The sequence below is a fragment of the Streptomyces sp. S6 genome (assembly GCF_054880855.1).
Genome location: NZ_JBTYMC010000044.1, coordinates 16,378 through 33,312, shown reverse-complemented (window position 1 = coordinate 33,312; position 16,935 = coordinate 16,378). Strand labels below are relative to the sequence as shown.

Annotated in this window: 15 protein-coding genes, 3 tRNA genes and 2 pseudogenes; 8 read left to right on the top strand and 12 right to left on the bottom strand. The window is 70.2% G+C overall.

The window, feature by feature from the left end; all coding sequences use genetic code 11:
* Positions 1-296 (bottom strand): annotated as a pseudogene (locus ACVNF4_RS09220) (serine/threonine protein phosphatase); the annotation flags it as partial.
* On the opposite strand from ACVNF4_RS09220, the pseudogene ACVNF4_RS09215 reads away from it, so the two are divergent.
* From ACVNF4_RS09215 to ACVNF4_RS09205, 3 genes and pseudogenes are all read left to right on the top strand, one after another.
* Positions 288-1,850: pseudogene (locus tag ACVNF4_RS09215) on the top strand (M48 family metalloprotease); the annotation flags it as partial. The pseudogenes ACVNF4_RS09220 and ACVNF4_RS09215 overlap by 9 nt on opposite strands.
* A 293-nt stretch (positions 1,851-2,143) precedes the next feature.
* Positions 2,144-3,595 (top strand): N,N-dimethylformamidase beta subunit family domain-containing protein, encoded by a 1,452-nt coding sequence (locus ACVNF4_RS09210; RefSeq protein WP_461802206.1) that lies wholly within the window; start codon positions 2,144-2,146, stop codon positions 3,593-3,595.
* A 93-nt stretch (positions 3,596-3,688) separates the two neighbouring features.
* On the top strand, positions 3,689-4,591 hold the full coding sequence (locus ACVNF4_RS09205) for a phosphoribosylaminoimidazolesuccinocarboxamide synthase (RefSeq protein ID WP_461802204.1): 903 nt from the start codon (positions 3,689-3,691) through the stop codon (positions 4,589-4,591).
* 168 nt (positions 4,592-4,759) lie between these two features.
* Here the strand turns inward: ACVNF4_RS09205 and ACVNF4_RS09200 are convergent.
* The 9 genes from ACVNF4_RS09200 to ACVNF4_RS09160 all read right to left on the bottom strand — a co-directional run bounded on the left by ACVNF4_RS09200 (position 4,760) and on the right by ACVNF4_RS09160 (position 9,377).
* Positions 4,760-4,832: transfer RNA gene (locus tag ACVNF4_RS09200), tRNA-Gly, on the bottom strand.
* Between the two features lie 22 nt (positions 4,833-4,854).
* The gene (locus tag ACVNF4_RS09195; protein ID WP_461802203.1) at positions 4,855-5,463 is read right to left on the bottom strand and encodes a response regulator; all 609 of its coding nucleotides are present in this window, start codon (positions 5,461-5,463) and stop codon (positions 4,855-4,857) included.
* The gene (locus ACVNF4_RS09190; protein ID WP_461802202.1) at positions 5,460-6,659 is read right to left on the bottom strand and encodes a sensor histidine kinase; all 1,200 of its coding nucleotides are present in this window, start codon (positions 6,657-6,659) and stop codon (positions 5,460-5,462) included. Before ACVNF4_RS09190 ends, ACVNF4_RS09195 begins: the two co-directional genes overlap by 4 nt.
* 13 nt (positions 6,660-6,672) lie before the next feature.
* Complete coding sequence (locus ACVNF4_RS09185; protein ID WP_461802201.1) at positions 6,673-7,452, bottom strand: ABC transporter permease; 780 nt, start codon at positions 7,450-7,452, stop codon at positions 6,673-6,675.
* A complete protein-coding gene (locus tag ACVNF4_RS09180; protein ID WP_461802205.1) occupies positions 7,449-8,387 on the bottom strand; it encodes an ABC transporter ATP-binding protein in 939 nt (312 codons plus the stop codon). Before ACVNF4_RS09180 ends, ACVNF4_RS09185 begins: the two co-directional genes overlap by 4 nt.
* Positions 8,388-8,523: 136 nt before the next feature.
* A tRNA-Gly gene (locus ACVNF4_RS09175) sits at positions 8,524-8,596 on the bottom strand.
* Positions 8,597-8,676: 80 nt separating this feature from the next.
* A tRNA-Gly gene (locus ACVNF4_RS09170) sits at positions 8,677-8,748 on the bottom strand.
* Positions 8,749-8,872: 124 nt separating this feature from the next.
* Positions 8,873-9,190 carry a histone-like nucleoid-structuring protein Lsr2 gene (locus ACVNF4_RS09165; RefSeq protein ID WP_461802200.1) on the bottom strand — a complete coding sequence of 106 codons (318 nt, stop codon included), beginning with the start codon at positions 9,188-9,190 and terminating at the stop codon, positions 8,873-8,875.
* Positions 9,159-9,377 (bottom strand): hypothetical protein, encoded by a 219-nt coding sequence (locus ACVNF4_RS09160; RefSeq protein ID WP_461802199.1) that lies wholly within the window; start codon positions 9,375-9,377, stop codon positions 9,159-9,161. The genes ACVNF4_RS09165 and ACVNF4_RS09160 overlap by 32 nt, the downstream gene beginning before the upstream one ends.
* A gap of 105 nt (positions 9,378-9,482) precedes the next feature.
* On the opposite strand from ACVNF4_RS09160, the gene purS reads away from it, so the two are divergent.
* The 3 genes from purS to purL are packed head-to-tail and all read left to right on the top strand — an operon-like array spanning position 9,483 to position 12,678.
* Positions 9,483-9,746 carry a phosphoribosylformylglycinamidine synthase subunit PurS gene (purS, locus tag ACVNF4_RS09155; protein ID WP_007383088.1) on the top strand — a complete coding sequence of 88 codons (264 nt, stop codon included), beginning with the start codon at positions 9,483-9,485 and terminating at the stop codon, positions 9,744-9,746.
* Positions 9,743-10,423, top strand: a complete 681-nt coding sequence (gene purQ / locus ACVNF4_RS09150) for a phosphoribosylformylglycinamidine synthase subunit PurQ (RefSeq protein ID WP_461802198.1) — start codon at positions 9,743-9,745, stop codon at positions 10,421-10,423. The genes purS and purQ overlap by 4 nt, the downstream gene beginning before the upstream one ends.
* Positions 10,420-12,678 (top strand): phosphoribosylformylglycinamidine synthase subunit PurL, encoded by a 2,259-nt coding sequence (purL, locus tag ACVNF4_RS09145; RefSeq protein ID WP_461802197.1) that lies wholly within the window; start codon positions 10,420-10,422, stop codon positions 12,676-12,678. Before purQ ends, purL begins: the two co-directional genes overlap by 4 nt.
* A 27-nt stretch (positions 12,679-12,705) precedes the next feature.
* Here the strand turns inward: purL and ACVNF4_RS09140 are convergent, their stop codons facing one another.
* Positions 12,706-13,137 (bottom strand): hypothetical protein, encoded by a 432-nt coding sequence (locus ACVNF4_RS09140; protein ID WP_461802196.1) that lies wholly within the window; start codon positions 13,135-13,137, stop codon positions 12,706-12,708.
* A 170-nt stretch (positions 13,138-13,307) separates the two neighbouring features.
* Here ACVNF4_RS09140 and ACVNF4_RS09135 point away from each other — a divergent pair, with 170 nt between their 5' ends.
* Both ACVNF4_RS09135 and ACVNF4_RS09130 read left to right on the top strand, forming a co-directional pair.
* Complete coding sequence (locus tag ACVNF4_RS09135) at positions 13,308-14,438, top strand: alpha/beta hydrolase family protein (RefSeq protein ID WP_461802195.1); 1,131 nt, start codon at positions 13,308-13,310, stop codon at positions 14,436-14,438.
* 125 nt (positions 14,439-14,563) lie between these two features.
* The gene (locus ACVNF4_RS09130; protein ID WP_461802194.1) at positions 14,564-15,454 is read left to right on the top strand and encodes a hypothetical protein; all 891 of its coding nucleotides are present in this window, start codon (positions 14,564-14,566) and stop codon (positions 15,452-15,454) included.
* 14 nt (positions 15,455-15,468) lie between these two features.
* Here ACVNF4_RS09130 and ACVNF4_RS09125 read toward each other — a convergent pair whose 3' ends face one another.
* Positions 15,469-16,857, bottom strand: a complete 1,389-nt coding sequence (locus ACVNF4_RS09125) for an MFS transporter (RefSeq protein ID WP_461802193.1) — start codon at positions 16,855-16,857, stop codon at positions 15,469-15,471.
* Positions 16,858-16,935 lie beyond the last annotated feature (78 nt).

Sequence of the window (16,935 nt, the reverse complement as noted above, 5' to 3'; positions counted from 1 at the left end):
GCGGCGGGCGCGTCCGCGAACACCGGCCGCACCCCGCGCAGCACCTCCGCGAGCGCCCCGCCCTGCCGCACCTCGCACAACTCGGCGATCGCGGACGACAGTTCGGAGATCTCGGACGGCTCGGGCAGCGGCGCCGGGATGATGAACCCGGCCTCGGAGTCCTGCTCCTCGGGGATGCGGTCCGTGCGGCGCAGCCGCAGCACCAGCGGACCCGTGGGCCGCTCGTCGCCGACCGGCAGCGGGTCGCGCAGGTAGACGAGGATCGCGTCGGAGAACGTCGGCACGGTCGCCCGGCCCTGAGCCCCACGGTCCCGATCCCGGAGTCCGCGGCCCCCGACCTCTACCGCCTGGTGCGCGACCTGGCGGACCGGCTGGACGTCCCCGCGCCCTCCGCGATAGCTCTGACGCCGGACTGCGACAGCTGGCTGGAGGACCGCAGCCACCGGGCGCACGGCACCCCGCCGCCCCCCGCGCGCGACGAGATAGCGAACGCGGGCGCCGACCACCCGAGGCGGACGCCGACGGCCCCGGTCCTCGTCATCGGCTCCCCCTTCCTGTGGTGGATGCGGGTCGGCGAACTGCGCGCGGTCCTCGCGCCGGTCGTCGCCGGTACGGGCCCCTCCGCCCACCCCGACATAGCCGCCGCCCGCCGCTTCGTGCGCGGACTCGACGCCGCGGTCGCCACCGCCGCCGCCCGCTCGCCCCGCCTGCTGTTCGCCGGCATGGGCCATGTCGTCCGACTCCTGCTGCGCGGGTGCCGGGTGCACGCGGCGGAGATGGAGCGGGGGGTCGCCGCAGCCGCCGCCGAGCGCGCGCAGACGGTGGACTACGGACTTCGCATCGTCGCCCAGGAGCAGGTCGGGCTCGCCTACGCGGGCTGGGACCGCCTCCTCACCCGGGTCGCGCTCCCCGCGTGGCGCATGGGCCGCTGGCCCTCCCGCCTCGACGTGGGAGTGGTCGCCGCCCTCACGGAACTCTCCCGCCGCGACCGGCTGGCCGAGGGCTTCGCCTCCCGCCTCGGCGAACGCCCCGCCTGCGACCTCCTCGAAGAGCCCGGCACCATCGACGAAGCGGCCTCCCTCCTCGCCGCCCGCCTCTTCCACGGCGGCCCCGCCGAACCCGGCCCCGACTGGTCCCCGGTGACCTGGCAGGACTACCCGGACGAGGTGGTCGACCGCACCTGGCGCACGAACGCCTCCCGCCTGCACCGCACACTGGACGCGCTCGGCGTCCGCAGGACCCGGCCGACCGAGGGGGACGCGCACGCGCCGACGCTGGCGCGGGTGCTGGAGCATCTGACGGGGGACGGAGGGGAGCGGTTCGAGGACGACGTCCACGCACCCCACCCCGAGCCCGCCGTAGACGTGGACAAAGACGCAGACGCAGACACAGACACAGACCTCCTAGACCTCGACGAAGCCGACCTCTACCCCGAAGAACCCCCCACCCTCTCCCCCCGCACCTCCGCCCTCGCCGCCCGCCTCAGCGCCGAGCTGGCCCGCGACGAAGCGGCAACCCCCCGTCCCGCCGTCCCCGGCACCACCCCCGGCCCCGACACGGCCCTGTGGGACGACGCGCTCCCTCTCTTCCCCCTCCAACCCCCGCGCACAGAGCGGGAGTTGCTCGCGGACCACGTCATCGCGATGGTCTGCTGCGCGGCGATGGACACGGCCGGCGCGACCCCGGGCCTGGACTGGCTGGACGGCCCGGTCCTCCTGTTCGACGGCGAACGCGCGCCCGACCTCACCCCCCGGGTCCTGAGCCTCGTGGAGCACGGCGACCCGGACCCCCTCCGCGTCTGGCTCGTCGAACTGGGCATACGTCCGGAGAAACCCCTCCGCCTGGTCTGAACCACAGGCGCCGTACCGGAGTTGCGTATTCCTCTTCACGCCAATTCGCAACGAGTAGTGACCGCCTGCGCGCGTTATGTGATGTGCTGGGACCAATCGGAGCCCATGGCAAGGCCTCCGGCATAGGACAAGCACACCGCACAAGGCACGACCACGGGGGCAGCGGGAGGGGAGCGAGGATGGACGAGAAACCGGACACGGGCGCGAAGAACGACAACACACCCGCACCCGACGAAGTACTGGACCCCCCGCCACCCCCCGGCACCCCCACCCCCCGCTGGCAGTCCGGCGCCATGGCCCACGCCGTCTCCGACCCCTTCGCCCTCGGCCCCCTCCCCTGGCTGCGCGGCAGCGAGACCTACTTCGACGACACCGGCCGCATCGTCCCCTGGTACGTGGACCCCCAGCCCCACACCCCCCGCATCCCCGCCCCCAGAGACCAGGCGTTCCCCACCGGCGCCCCCCGCTCCGCCGACGACGTCCACCGCCAGATCAAGGGCTTCACCTCCCAGGGCGCGGTGGCCCCCGGCGAGGCCGTCGACTTCCACATCACGGTCGACCCGCCCCAGCAGTTCACGGTCGACGTCTACCGCATCGGCCACTACAACGGCGAGGGCGCCGCCAAGATCACCACCAGCCCCCGCCTCTCCGGCATCGTCCAGCTCCCGCCCCTCACCGCCGACCGCACGGTCTCCTGCCACCACTGGTGGCTCAGCTGGCGCCTCCAGGTCCCCTCGTACTGGAACGTCGGCGCGTACGTGGCCGTCCTCACCACCGCCGACGGCTACCGCTCGCACATCCCCTTCACGGTCAGGGACCAACGCCCCGCCGACCTCCTGCTCCTCCTCCCGGACATCACCTGGCAGGCGTACAACCTCTACCCCGAGGACGGCAGAACCGGCGCGAGCCTCTACCACGCGTGGGACGACGAGGGCCGCCTCCTCGGCGAGGCCGACGCCGCGACGACCATCTCGTTCGACCGCCCCTACGCCGGCGCCGGCCTGCCGCTGCACGTCGGCCACGCCTACGACGTCATCCGCTGGGCGGAGCGCTACGGCTACGACCTCGCGTACGCCGACGCGCGCGACCTGCACGCCGGCACCGTCGACCCCACCCGCTACCGGGGCCTCCTCTTCCCCGGGCACGACGAGTACTGGTCCGCGAACATGCGCCGCACCGCCGAGCTGGCCCGCGACAGCGGCACGTCCCTCGTCTTCCTCTCCGCCAACACCATGTACTGGCAGGTCGAGTTGGGGCCGTCCCCCTCCGGCGCCCCCGCCCGCCTGCTGACGTGCCGCAAGCGCAAAGGCCCCGGCAAGTCCCTGCTGTGGCGCGAGATCGACCGCCCCGAGCAGCAGCTCCTCGGCATCCAGTACGCCGGCCGCGTCCCCACCCCCAGCCCGATGATCGTCCGCAACGCCCACCACTGGCTGTGGGAGGCCACCGGCGCCCACGAGGGCGACGAGATCGAGGGCCTGGTCGCGGGCGAGGCCGACCGCTACTTCCCCCGCACGCCCCTCCCGGAACACGAGGAGCGCCTCCTCCTCGCCCACTCCCCGTACGACGACCCCGCCGGCGCCCGCCGCCACCAGGAGACGTCCCTGTACCGCGCCCCCTCCGGCGCCCTCGTCTTCGCGTCCGGCACGTTCGCCTGGTCCCCGGCGCTGGACCGCCCCGGGCACGTCGACTCACGGGTGCAGCGGGCGACGGCGAACCTGCTGGACCGGATCTGCAAACGGGACTGAGCGATTCCGCCTCGCCGCGACCGGCCCGGTGACCAGGCCGAAAACCGTATACGGGAGAATCGAGGCACCTGTACAGATCCACGGGGAGGAACCGTGCCCGGATTCGTAGTAAAGCCCGAACCCCTTGAGGTCCCGGGCCTGGTGCACCTGCACACCGGAAAGGTGCGTGAGCTGTACCGGAACGCGGCGGGCGACCTCGTGATGGTCGCCAGCAACCGCACCTCCGCGTTCGACTGGGTCCTCCAGAGCGAGATCCCCGACAAGGGCCGCATCCTCACGCAGCTCTCCCTGTGGTGGTTCGACCAGCTCGCCGACCTCGTCCCCAACCACGTCATCGGCACGGACCTCCCCGCCGGCGCCCCCGCCGACTGGCAGGGCCGCACCCTCGTCTGCAAGTCCCTCGACATGCTCCCCGTCGAGTGCGTCGCCCGCGGCTACCTCACCGGCTCCGGCCTCCTGGAGTACAACGCCACCCGCACGGTCTGCGGCCTCGCCCTCCCCGAGGGCCTGGAGGACGGCAGCGAACTCCCGGGCCCCATCTTCACCCCGGCCACGAAGGCCGCCGTCGGCGACCACGACGAGAACGTCTCCTACGAAGAAGTCGCCCGCCAGGTAGGCGCCGAAACGGCCGCCCAACTCCGCCAGGCCACCCTCGCCGTCTACGGCCGCGCCCGCGACATCGCCCGCGACCGAGGCATCATCCTCGCCGACACCAAGTTCGAGTTCGGCCACGACACCGACGGCACCCTCGTCATCGCCGACGAAGTCCTCACCCCCGACTCCTCCCGCTTCTGGCCCGCCGCCCAGTGGCAGCCGGGCCGCGCGCAGGAGTCGTACGACAAACAATTCGTGCGGGACTGGCTGACGTCCCCGGAATCGGGCTGGGACAGAAAGAGCGAGCAGCCTCCGCCGGAGCTGCCGGAGGAGATCGTGGAGGCGACGCGGGTGAAGTACGTAGAGGCGTACGAACGCTTGACGGGCCAGACCTGGACGTAACAGCGGCGGGCCCCCGGGGACGCACGAACTCCGGGGGCTTCTTTCGTCGCCGGGCGACTGTCGCTTTTTTAGGGGCGCGGGGAACTGCGCGAGCAACCACGAAGCACCCGCACCCGACATACAACCAAGAAAGCCCCGACCCAAATCCCGGGCCGGGGCTTTCAACTGAGCGGACGACGAGGCTCGAACTCGCGACCTCAACCTTGGCAAGGTTGCGCTCTACCAACTGAGCTACGTCCGCACGTGCCGAAGCACGACGCCTACTATACCCAACCCCGCTCCCGAGCGATCCGCACAGCCGCATGCCGATTCTCCACCCCCAACTTCGACACGGCGGACGACAGATAGTTCCGCACGGTCCCCTGGGACAACGAAGCCCGCTCGGCGATCTCGGAAACCGGCGCCCCATCCGCCGCCAGCTCCAACACCTCCGCCTCCCGAGAAGTCAGCGGCGAATCCCCGGAGGAGATCGCATCGGCCGCCAACTCCGGGTCCACGTACCGATTCCCCGCATGCACGGTCCGAATGATCTCGGCGAGCCGCTGCGCACTCACCGTCTTCGGCACGAACCCCCGCACCCCGGCGGCGAGCGCCCGCTTCAGATGCCCCGGCCGCCCGTGACTCGTCACGATCAGCACCCGGCACGAGGGCAACTCGGTCCGCAGGGATGTGGCGACCTTCACACCGTCCGCCCCCGGCATCTGAAGATCGAGGACGGCGACGTCGGGCTCGTGCGCCCGAGCCATCGCCAGCGCCTCCGGCCCGCTCGCCGCCTCCGCGACGATGACGAGGTCGTCCTCCAGGGAGAGCAGCGCGGCGAGCGCACCCCGGATCAGATGTTCGTCGTCGGCCAGCAGTACCCGCATGCTCATGAAACGACCTCACTGACAGAAATCGGCACGTCGGCCACGACCCGGAACACCCCGCCCTTCACCAGCCCCGCCTCCAGCGTCCCATCGACGACGGCGAGCCGCTCCCGAAGCCCGGCGAGCCCGGACCCGCTCCCGCTCGCACCCCCTTCGGACGCCCCGTCGTTCTCGACGGTCAGCACGACCCGCCCACCCCCCACCCGAAGCCGCACGGAACACCGCTGAGCGTCCCCGTGCCGCAGCACATTGGTGGCGGCCTCCCGCACGACCCACCCGAGCACCGACTCCACCTCCCCCGGCAGCTTCCCGACGTCCCCCCGCACCTCGCACTCGATCCCGGCGGCCCGCAACACCCCCTGAGCGCCGAGGAGTTCGACCCCGAGATCCACCTCCCGATACCCCCGCACGACTTCCCGCACCTCCCGCTGGGACTCCTGCGCGATCCGCTGCACCTCGATCATCTGCTCCACCGCCTCCTCCCGCCCCCGCCGAGCGAGCTGCACGGCCAGCTCGCTCTTCAGCGCGATGACGGCGAGGTTGCGGCCCATCACGTCGTGCAGATCCCGCCCGAACCGCAGCCGCTCCTCGGCGACAGCGAGCCGCGCCTGGGCCTCGCGGGCGTCGTCGAGCTCGTAGACGGCGTTGATGATCCAGATCGAGAAGACGCCGACGGCCGCGCAGAACGCGGAGGCGACGACCACGACGAGGGAGACGACCAGCGCACCCCAGGACCGCCCCAGCCCCAGCATCAGCACCCCCGTCCCGGCCGCGAACCCGCCGATGACCGCGTACATCTGCCGCCGCTCCCGCAGCCCGAAGCAGATGATGCCGGGCCCGAAGACCATGACGACGCCGAAGATCGCACCGCCGGCGCTGTCCGCGGTTTCGCCGTGACCGTACCGGCCGAGCACGCCCGCCATGACGCAGATCAGGGCGGTGAGCGCACCGAACGCGTACAGCAGCCGCACGGGCTGGTCACGCAACCCCCGGTGCCAGTCCAGCGACCGGAAGACGACGACGACCACGGCCACCCCGTGCAGCGCCGTCAGCCCCAGCAGCAGGGGGCCGAACAGCGGGCCCAGAGAGGCGACCGAGGCCGAGACGCTCCCGACCTCGATCACCCCGAACGAGGCGAACGACCACCGCATGTACGCGTCGAACTTCTCCGGCGTGCTCTTCTTCCCCCACCAGCCCCGCATGCTCTCCCGATCCTCAGCGCCGAGGTTCCCACCGGAACCACCGCTGCACAGCAAACACGGCGGCGACGGTCCAGGCCACTCCGACACCGACGGCCTGAAGCACCTCGCCCCCGGACATCCCGCCGGTCCACGCGCCCCGGATCAGCTGAATGGCCGGCGACAGCGGCAGCAGCTCCAGGAAGGACTGGGCCCGGTCGGGGAAGGCCTCCAGCGGCACGGCCACCCCGGACATGATCATCGACACGAACACGAACGGCATCGTCGTGACCTGCGCGCTCTCCACGGTCTTCGTCAGCCCCGACGTCGCCGCGCCCAGCGCCGCACACACCGTGAACCCGAGCACCAGCCCCAGCACGGCCAGCTGAGGCGCCTTCGGCACACCGACGTCGACCAGCAGCATGCACCCGACGACGAGGACGACGGTCTGGAGCAGCCCCGTCGCGAACATCGGCAGCGCGGTCCCGGTGAGGATCTCCCCGTCCCGCAGCTCCCCGGTCCGCAGCCGCTTCAGCACCAGTTCCTCACGCCGCGTCGTGTAGATCGCGGCGAGCGTCGAGTAGATGCCGAACAACATCGAGAACCCGATCCCGGCGGGCAGCAGCAACTGCCCGAGGTCGAGCCCCATCTCCTTCAGCATCTTGTCGCTCGTGAACTGCGCGACGCTGACCGGCAGCAGCAGCGGCACCAGCATCGCCGTGACGACCATGCTCCTGCTCCGCCCCAGCAGCGTGAACTCCGCCCGCGCGAGCGCCTTCATCCGCCCGCCCGGCGTCGTCGTGGCGACCCCGCTCATACCGAAACCCCTTCCTTGCGCTCCGCGGCGATCCCGAGGAACGCCTCCTCCAGCGAGGCCGACCGCACGTCCAGCCGCCCCAGTTCCACCCCGGCCGCCCGCGCCCACACGAGCACTTCGGTGGCCGTCCGCTGCAAGTCCCGCGTCCGCAGCCGGACGACGCCGTTCTCGACGGTGTGCCCGAGCACCCCGAGTCCGTCGAGCGGCGGCAGATCCCCGACGAAGTACCCGAGGGGCAGCTCGAAGGAGATCCGGGACGGCTGCGCGGCGGTCACCTCGGCCGGGGTCCCCGAGAGGGCGACGGTCCCGGCGTGCATGATTGCGAGCCGGTCCGCGAGGCCCTCGGCCTCCTCCAGGTAGTGCGTGGTGAGCAGCACGGTCGTCCCCGAGTCGCGCAGCGCCCGCACCAACTCCCAGGTGTCACGCCGCCCTTCGGCGTCCAGGCCGGTCGTCGGCTCGTCGAGGAACAGCACCTCGGGGTTGCCGAGCAGGGCGAGCGCGAGGTCGAGGCGCCGCCGCTCACCGCCGGACAACTGCTTGACCCGGACGCGCTCTTTGCCGCCGAGCCCGACCAACTCCAGCGCCTCACCGACCGGTCGGGCGCCACTGACACAGCCGGCCCACATCCGGGCCGTCTCGACGACGCTCAACTCCGAGGGGAATCCGCCCTCTTGGAGCATGACCCCGGTCCTGGGCCGGACGACGGCCCGCTCGGTGTACGGATCGTGCCCGAGCACGCGCACCCGCCCCCCGCTCGGCTGCGCGAGCCCCTCCAGCAGCTCGACCGTCGACGTCTTGCCGGCGCCGTTCGTGCCGAGCAGCGCGAAGACCTCACCGCGCCCGACGTGGAAGGTCACCCCGCGGACCGCCTCGAATCCGCCCCCGTACACACGCCGGAGGTCCTCGACCTCGATCACGTGTTCTTTCGTCCCCATGGCGTTCATGCATTCAGCGTCCCGCCCGGCGGGGGCCATGAGCAGTGCGCGATGTCATGACCCCGCATGACAAATGTCAGAAGAGGATCACGACACGAAAAAACCCCGGTCCTAATGGACCGGGGTCTTAACCCTGAGCGGACGACGAGGCTCGAACTCGCGACCTCAACCTTGGCAAGGTTGCGCTCTACCAACTGAGCTACGTCCGCACTGCATCCGACCGGCTCCCACCGATCGGCGCGGGCACCACCTTACCTGATCCACAAGCGAGACCGGTACGGCGATGCAGAGCGGGTGACAGGAATTGCACACTGCGCCTTCCCCCTGGAAGGGGGATGTTCTGCTACTGAACTACACCCGCACAACCTGCCTGGCCTGGGTTTTTCTCCCGTGCCCGGCGGCGTGCTCCAGACATTAGCCGATCAGCGGGGGGGTAACGCAAGTCGGCTGCCCCCAGGCCCTCCTGAGGGCAGCCGGCGCCGCGACTACTGCGCCTCGGCGAACGCCTCGTACACCTTCTTGGGGATGCGGCCACGGGCCGGGACGTCCATCTTGTTGGCCAGGGCCCAGGCCCGGACGGCGGACGGGTCGGGGGCGACCTCCGTCTGCTTGTACGCCTTGCCCGACCGGGACCGCTTGCGGCCGGCCTCCACGTACGGCGCGAGCGCCTTACGCAGTTTCTTGGCATTGGATTCATTCAGGTCGATCTCGTACGACTTGCCGTCGAGCCCGAACGCGATCGTTTCCGCCGCTTCCGAGCCGTCGATGTCGTCAAAGAGAGTGACCACGACCTTCTGCGCCACGAATATCGGTCCCTTCGGCTGAAAATGCCAATTTTTTTGTACGGTACAGCGCCTGGTAATAAAAAGTGAAGCCGACTAAATCTCCCCGCGTGTCAGGTGCGCAATACCTGTCGGGGGCCGATCGGGGATCTTTCCCGTAACTTTTCCAGGTCACCCCCTTCTGATACCCGATCGTGATGGCGATCACGTAGCTTCCTACAACTCTACGCGGGTAGAAATTTTGTCCGGGTAGTCTGAAGACACCTGCTGGAACAGCCGCAGGAACCCAAGCACCACACCACCGGGAGTGCCCGTGGCACGCGTCGTAGTCGACGTCATGCTCAAGCCGGAGATCCTCGACCCCCAGGGCCAGGCGGTGCAGCGCGCACTGCCGCGTCTGGGTTTCGACGGCATCTCCGATGTCCGCCAGGGAAAGCGATTCGAACTGGAAGTTGACGGACCTGTGGACGAGGCCGCCCTCGCCCGCATCCACGACCTCGCCGAATCCTTCCTCGCCAACACCGTGATCGAGGACTTCACGGTCAAGGTCGAAGAAGTCGCGGAGGCGGCCAAGTGACCGCTCGTATTGGCGTCGTCACTTTCCCGGGGAGTCTCGACGACCGTGACACCCAGCGCGCGATCCGCCTCGCCGGCGCCGAACCGGTCGCTCTCTGGCACAAGGACAAGGATCTCCACCAGGTCGACGCCGTCGTCCTTCCCGGCGGTTTCTCCTACGGCGACTATCTCCGCGCCGGCGCGATCTCCCGTTTCTCCCCCGTGATGGAGACGGTCATCGAGCAGGCCAAGGCCGGTATGCCGGTCCTCGGTATCTGCAACGGCTTCCAGATCCTCACCGAGGCCCACCTGCTGCCCGGCGCGATGCTCGGCAACAACCACCTCCACTTCATCTGCCGCGACCAGAAGCTGAAGGTGGAGAACGCGGGCACCGCGTGGACGGCCGACTACGAGGCGGGCCAGGAGATCCACATCCCGCTGAAGAACATGGACGGCCGGTACGTCGCGGACGAGTACACGCTCGACAAGCTGGAGGCGGAGGGCCGGGTCGTGTTCCGGTACCTCGACCTGAACCCCAACGGCTCGCTGCGCGACATCGCGGGCGTGACCAACGAGGCCGGGAACGTCGTCGGCCTCATGCCGCACCCCGAGCACGCGGTCGAGCCGCTCGTCGGCAGTGGCCGCACCGACGGCCTCCCCTTCTTCACCTCGATCCTCAAGAAGCTGGTCAACGCATGAGCCGCACGCCTCTGGACACGGTCGAGAACGCGGCCGCGACCCCCGACGTCGAGCTGCCCTGGGCCGAACTCGGCCTGAAGAAGGACGAGTACGAGCGCGTCGTCGAGATCCTCGGCCGCCGCCCGACCGGCGCCGAACTCGCCATGTACTCCGTCATGTGGTCCGAGCACTGCTCGTACAAGTCCTCCAAGGTCCACCTCCGCCAGTTCGGCGAGAAGGCCCCCCACTCCGACGCCCTCCTCGTCGGCATCGGCGAGAACGCCGGTGTCGTGGACGTCGGCCAGGGCTACGCCGTGACGTTCAAGGTCGAGTCGCACAACCACCCTTCCTACGTGGAGCCTTACCAGGGTGCGGCGACCGGTGTCGGCGGGATCGTCCGCGACATCATCGCGATGGGCGCGCGGCCGGTGGCCGTCGTCGACCCCCTGCGGTTCGGCGCGGCGGACCACCCCGACACCAAGCGCGTCCTCCCCGGTGTCGTCGCCGGCATCGGCGGCTACGGCAACTGCCTGGGCCTGCCGAACATCGGCGGCGAGGTCGTCTTCGACGCCTGCTACCAGGGGAACCCGCTGGTCAACGCCGGTGCCATCGGTGTCATGCGGCACGAGGACATCCACCTCGCGAAGGCGTCCGGCGCGGGCAACAAGGTCATCCTGTACGGGGCCCGCACCGGCGGCGACGGCATCGGCGGCGCGTCGATCCTCGCCTCCGAGACCTTCGACGACGCGAAGCCCTCCAAGCGCCCCGCCGTCCAGGTCGGTGACCCCTTCCAGGAGAAGCTGCTCATCGAGTGCACGCTCGAAGCCTTCGCCGAGAAGCTGGTCGTCGGCATCCAGGACCTGGGAGCTGCCGGACTCTCCTGCGCGACAAGCGAGTTGGCGTCCAACGGCTCCGGCGGCATGCGCGTCACCCTCGACGACGTCCCGCTGCGCGACTCCACGCTCTCGCCCGAGGAAATCCTCATGAGCGAGTCGCAGGAACGCATGTGCGCGGTCGTCGAGCCGGAGAAAGTGGACCGCTTCCTCGCGATCTGCGACAAGTGGGACGTCATCGCGACGGTCATCGGCGAGGTGACGGACGGCGACCGGCTGGAGATCTTCTGGCACGGCGGCAAGATCGTGGACGTCGACCCGCGGACGGTCGCGCACGACGGCCCCGTGTACGAGCGCCCCTACGCCCGCCCCTCCTGGCAGGACGCCCTCCAGGCGGACGGCGCGGAGAAGCTGGCACGTCCGGCCGACTCCGCTGAACTGCGCGCGCAGGTAGTGCAGTTGGTCGCCTCCCCCAACCAGGCGTCCAAGAGCTGGATCACCTCCCAGTACGACCACTTCGTGCAGGGCAACACGGTGCTCGCCCAGCCCGAGGACTCCGGGATGATCCGCATCGACGAGGAGACCGGCCTCGGCGTCGCGATCGCCACGGACGGCAACGGCCGCTTCGCGAAGCTGGACCCGTACACGGGCGCCCAGTTGGCGCTGGCGGAGGCGTACCGCAACGTCGCGACGACCGGTGCGAAGCCGCTCGCGGTGTCGGACTGCCTGAACTTCGGTTCCCCCGAAGACCCCGCTGTCATGTGGCAGTTCGCCGAGGCGGTGCGTGGACTGGCCGACGCCTGCCAGCAGTTGGGCACGCCGGTCACCGGCGGCAACGTCTCCCTGTACAACCAGACGGGCGAGGCGGCGATCCACCCGACGCCGGTCGTCGCGGTCCTGGGCGTCATCGACGACGTGGCCCGCCGCACGCCGGTCGCCTTCCAGGAAGAGGGCCAGCTCCTCTACCTCCTCGGCGACACCCGTGAGGAGTTCAGCGGGTCGGCGTGGAGCCAGGTCGTCCACGACCACCTGGGCGGGCTGCCGCCCAAGGTCGACCTGGAGCGCGAGCGCCTCCTCGCCGAGATCCTCATCTCGGCGTCCCGCGACGGCATGATCGACTCCGCCCACGACCTCTCGGACGGCGGTCTCATCCAGGCGGTCGTCGAGTCGGCCCTGCTGAGCGGGCTCGGCGCCCGTCTCGTCGTCCCGGACGGGCTGGACGCGTTCACGTTCCTGTTCTCCGAGTCCGCCGGGCGTGCCGTGGTGGCCGTCCCGCGCTCCGAGGAGGTCCGCTTCAACGACATGTGCGGTGCGCGGGGGCTCCCGGTGACCCGGATCGGTGTCGTCGACGGCCAAGAGGTGGAACTCCAGGGCGAGTTCACGCTGCCGCTGGCGGAACTCCGCGAGGCGCACGAGGGGACGATTCCGGCGCTGCTGGCGTAACTCTCCTCGCGCGAAGGTCCCGTCCCTCTATCGGGGGGCGGGACCTTGTCGTGTGTCGCGCAGGGTTCCGCAGGTGGGGGCGGGGGTCGAGACGCGCCCGGTGATCGTGTGCAGCGCGTGATCCAAGTACCCCCGCAGCACCAGGAATTGACGCGATCTGGCGTACACGCACCACCGGATCGCCAGCACGGCCGTCTCCTCCTCGTCGTCCGCGAAGACGGTCGGCGATCCCACGAGCAACTCGTGGTCGGGCCTGTCCCTGACCGCCTCCGCCACGTCCCGCAGCGAAATGGCGTCGAGCGTCTCGACGGACGCCGGACTCCCCTCGGCGACAGCGTCCTTCACCAGGGCGTGAAAGACGATCCCGGCGAAAACGCCGAACGGGAAATCCCCCCGCTCGGCCCCCATCCCCTGGAACTTCTCCCACCTGCTGTCCCGCCGCCACCTCTCCTCGTCCATCAACGGCAACAGCCGCCGCCCCAAGGCCAAACACTCACGCCAGACCTCTTGTTGCCCACTCTCTCCCATCAACTGGCCTCCCCTCAGGGCCCATTGTCGGGGTAACCGCACCCCGAACCCTCCGGCTATCCCCATTCCGGCCCCTGCTTAATTCCCCCTACTGTCCCCCCATGCCAAGATCCACACCCTTTCTCCGCGCCGTCCTGCTCCTCCTCGCCTTAACCGCGACGGTGTTGACCACATCCCCGGCACAGGCCGCCCCCGTCCAGCTCGAACTACCGCACCCCACAGGGCAGTTCGCAGTGGGCCGCAACACCCTGCACCTGGTCGACGCCGGCCGCCGGGACCCCTGGGTGCCGGAGGCCGGCGCGCGAGAGCTGATGGTGTCCCTGTACTACCCGGCACGGCCCGGCACCGGGACCCCGGCCGCGTACATGAGCACGGCGGAAGCGGAACGGCTCCTGAAGGACCGGGGGTACGACGGTGTCGTCCCGGCGGAGTCGGTCAGCGCCACGCGGACCAACACCCGCGAGAACGCCCACCCGGCGCGGGGCCGCTTCCCGCTGGTCCTGCTCTCGCCGGGGTTCACCATGCCGCGCACGACCCTCACTCTCCTCTCGGAGGAGCTCGTGAGTCGCGGGTACGTCGTCGCGGCGGTCGACCACGCCTACGAGTCCGTCGCCACCACCTTCCCCGGCGGACGGCTCCTGCCGTGCGTGGCGTGCGAGAGGGCCAAGGAGACGGGGATGGCCGCGGTGACGGAGGGGCGGGCCCGGGACCTGTCGTTCGTGACGGACGAACTGACGGCGCGCACCTCCCCTTACGCCGCGCTGATCGACCCTCGGCGCATCGGCGTCGCCGGGCACTCCGTCGGCGGCGCGACGGCGGTCCCCGCCATGGCCGCCGACCCCCGCTTCCGCGCCGGTGCGAACCTGGACGGCGGCTTCTTCACCCCGGTTCCGCCGACGGGCCTGGGTGCCCGTCCCTTCCTGATGCTCGGCACCGCCTCCACCCACCACCCCGGCAACGAGACCTGGGACCTCGCCTGGTCCCGCCTCGACGGCTGGAAGCGCTGGCTGACCGTCACCGACGCCGGCCACTTCGCCTTCACCGACCTCCCCGTCCTGGCCGCCCAACTCTCCCTGACCGACCCCGAGTTCCCCCTCCCCGGCCCCCGCTCCGGCGTCATCACCCGCTCCTACCTCGCCGCCTTCTTCGACCTCCACCTCCGCCACGTCCCCCAGCCCCTCCTGGACGGGCCCAGCTCGGCCAACCCTGAAGTGACCTTTCAGCACTGGTGATCCTCACTCGAAAGGGTGGTCGTCACCCGATTGGCGGATATGGGGTGGGAACTCGGTCCTACGATCGCGGCGTTCACAGTGAGTAACCGTTGAAGGGCACCGTGGTCAGTTCACCGCATGAGGCAATGCACCGGATCATCCAGCAGGATCCCGGTGTCTTCGTCCGCGTGGCCAGGGCGAACGGGATTCCGTTCGCCGACGTCGTGACAAGCAAGGAGATGCCGACCGACCTCACGGAGAACCATCCGCTGGAGCGGCGGGTGGACAGCCTGCTGCGCATCTACACCGCCGACAGCGAGAGCTATCTCCTCGTGGTGGAGGCCCAGCGCAAGAAGGACGAGGACAAGACGGCCAGCTGGGCCTACTACCTCAGCTACCTCTACTCCAAGTACAAGATCCCGCCGGTCCTGGTGGTCGTCTGCGAAGACCGCGCCACCGCGGAGTGGGCCGCCGGGCCCATCCACATCGGCCTGAAGGAGTGGACCGCGCTCACCCTGCACCCCATCGTCCTGGGGCCGGACAACGTCCCGGTCTTCACGACCCAGGAGCAGGCGGCCCGCGACATTCCGATGACCGTTCTGTCCGCGATTCTGCACCACCGCGATCCCGAGATCCGGGCCATACTGGAAGCACTGGTGCTGGCTCTCCGGGATCTTCAGGAACGGGACGAGTCCGCGGCAGAACACTTCGTCGAACTCACCGCTCAGGGCCTGGGGAAGGGTCCGTACGCCGAACTCTGGAGGGAACTCGTGGCCATCGACACCTCATTCTTCGTCTCCCCTCTGTCGGAGGGCATCCGTGAGGAGGGGCGTGAGAAAGGTCGTGAGGAAGGCCGTGCAGTAGGCCGGGCGGAAGACATTCTGCGCATCCTGGACCGCCGGGGCGTAACCGTCTCTGACTCCGACCGCGACCTCATCACCTCCTGCACCGACCTCTCCACCCTGGACCGCTGGTTCGACCGAGCCATCACCGCCACCTCGGCGGACGAGGTCTTCGCCGGAGACGCCTCCGCCTGATCGGAATGCCCTCGTCAGGGTGAGGTGGGAGCAACTCCCACCTCACCCTCGACCCCCCGAGGAAACAGCACTCCGACCACCACGCACACCCCCATCACCCCCGCCCCGCACAAGAACACCCCCTCCACCCCACCCCCGGCACCCCGCAGCACCGCCCCGAACCCCGCAGCCCCCCAAGCCGTCCCCAGCGTCTGGAAGAACCGCAACGAGGTCGTGGCGACCCCGAGTTGCCCGGCGGGAGCCGCTCGCTGGATCAACTGGATGGTCTGCCCGAGGAGTTGGCCGAAGCCGACGCCCATGAGGAAGAGCCCGAGGCGGAGCCGCCACAGGGGCGTGTGAGGGCCGAGGGCCGACAGGGACAGGAACGCCAGGGCGGTCACCGCGGAGCCGGTGATCACGAACGTCCGTTCAGGGAGGGCGAGTCGGTCCGCCACCATCCCCGCCAGGGTCATCCCGGCGGCCATGGGAAGCAGGTACAGCCCGGCGGACGAACTGCTCACACCCCGGACGACCTGGAGATACACCATGACGTAGTACAGCGCGCAGACCAGCCCGGCCCCCATCAGCACCTGGAACACGAACCCCCACCGCAAGGCGGGCACCCGGAACATGGTCAGGGGAAGGACCGGCTCGTCGGCAACCCGCTGGCGCCGTACGAACAACCCCAGCGCCACAGCCGACACCACCACGAGTCCGGCGATCTCCCAGGACCCCCAGCCGTACCGCTTCCCGCCCCAGTCGGCGACGAGGAGCAGCGCGGAAGTGAACACGGCCGCGAGCAGCGCCCCGGGGTAGTCGATGCGACGTGGGTGCGCGACGCCGGGCAACCGCAGCGCCCACCACCCGGCGGCCAGCACCGCCACCCCGAGCGGCAGGTTCACGTAGAAGATCCACCGCCAGCTCGCGTGATCGGCGAGCAGCCCCCCGACCCAGGGACCGAGCGCCATCCCGCCCCCGGAGACGACCCCGGCGGCCCCGGCGCCACCGGCCCTCTCGCCGTCCGCCGTCCCGCCCCCGACCCCCTTGAGCTGCGCGATCACCACCATCGTCACGCTCATCAACCCCCCGGCCCCCACCCCCTGCACAGCCCGAGCCCCCACCAACTGCCCGAGGGACTGAGCCGCCCCGCACAACGCGGACCCCACCAAGAACGTCCCGACGGCCCCCAGGAACACCCGCCGCGCCCCGTACGCGTCGCACAGCTTCCCGTACAGCGGCAGCACGGCCGCGGAGGCGAGGGCGAAGGCGCTGATCAGCCATCCGACGCCGGCCACTCCGTGCGCGGGGTCCAGATCGCGGACGATCGGGACGGTCGCGGCGGACACGATCTGGGAGTCGAGGACGGCGAGGACGATCGTGACGAGGCAGACGAACAGGCCGACCTTGCGTTGAGTCTCGGTCATGGGGAACACCCTGCCCGAGGAATATGGACCGGGTCAATCTTTAATCTGGGATCAAATTTCGCCCGGGTAAGGGCACCG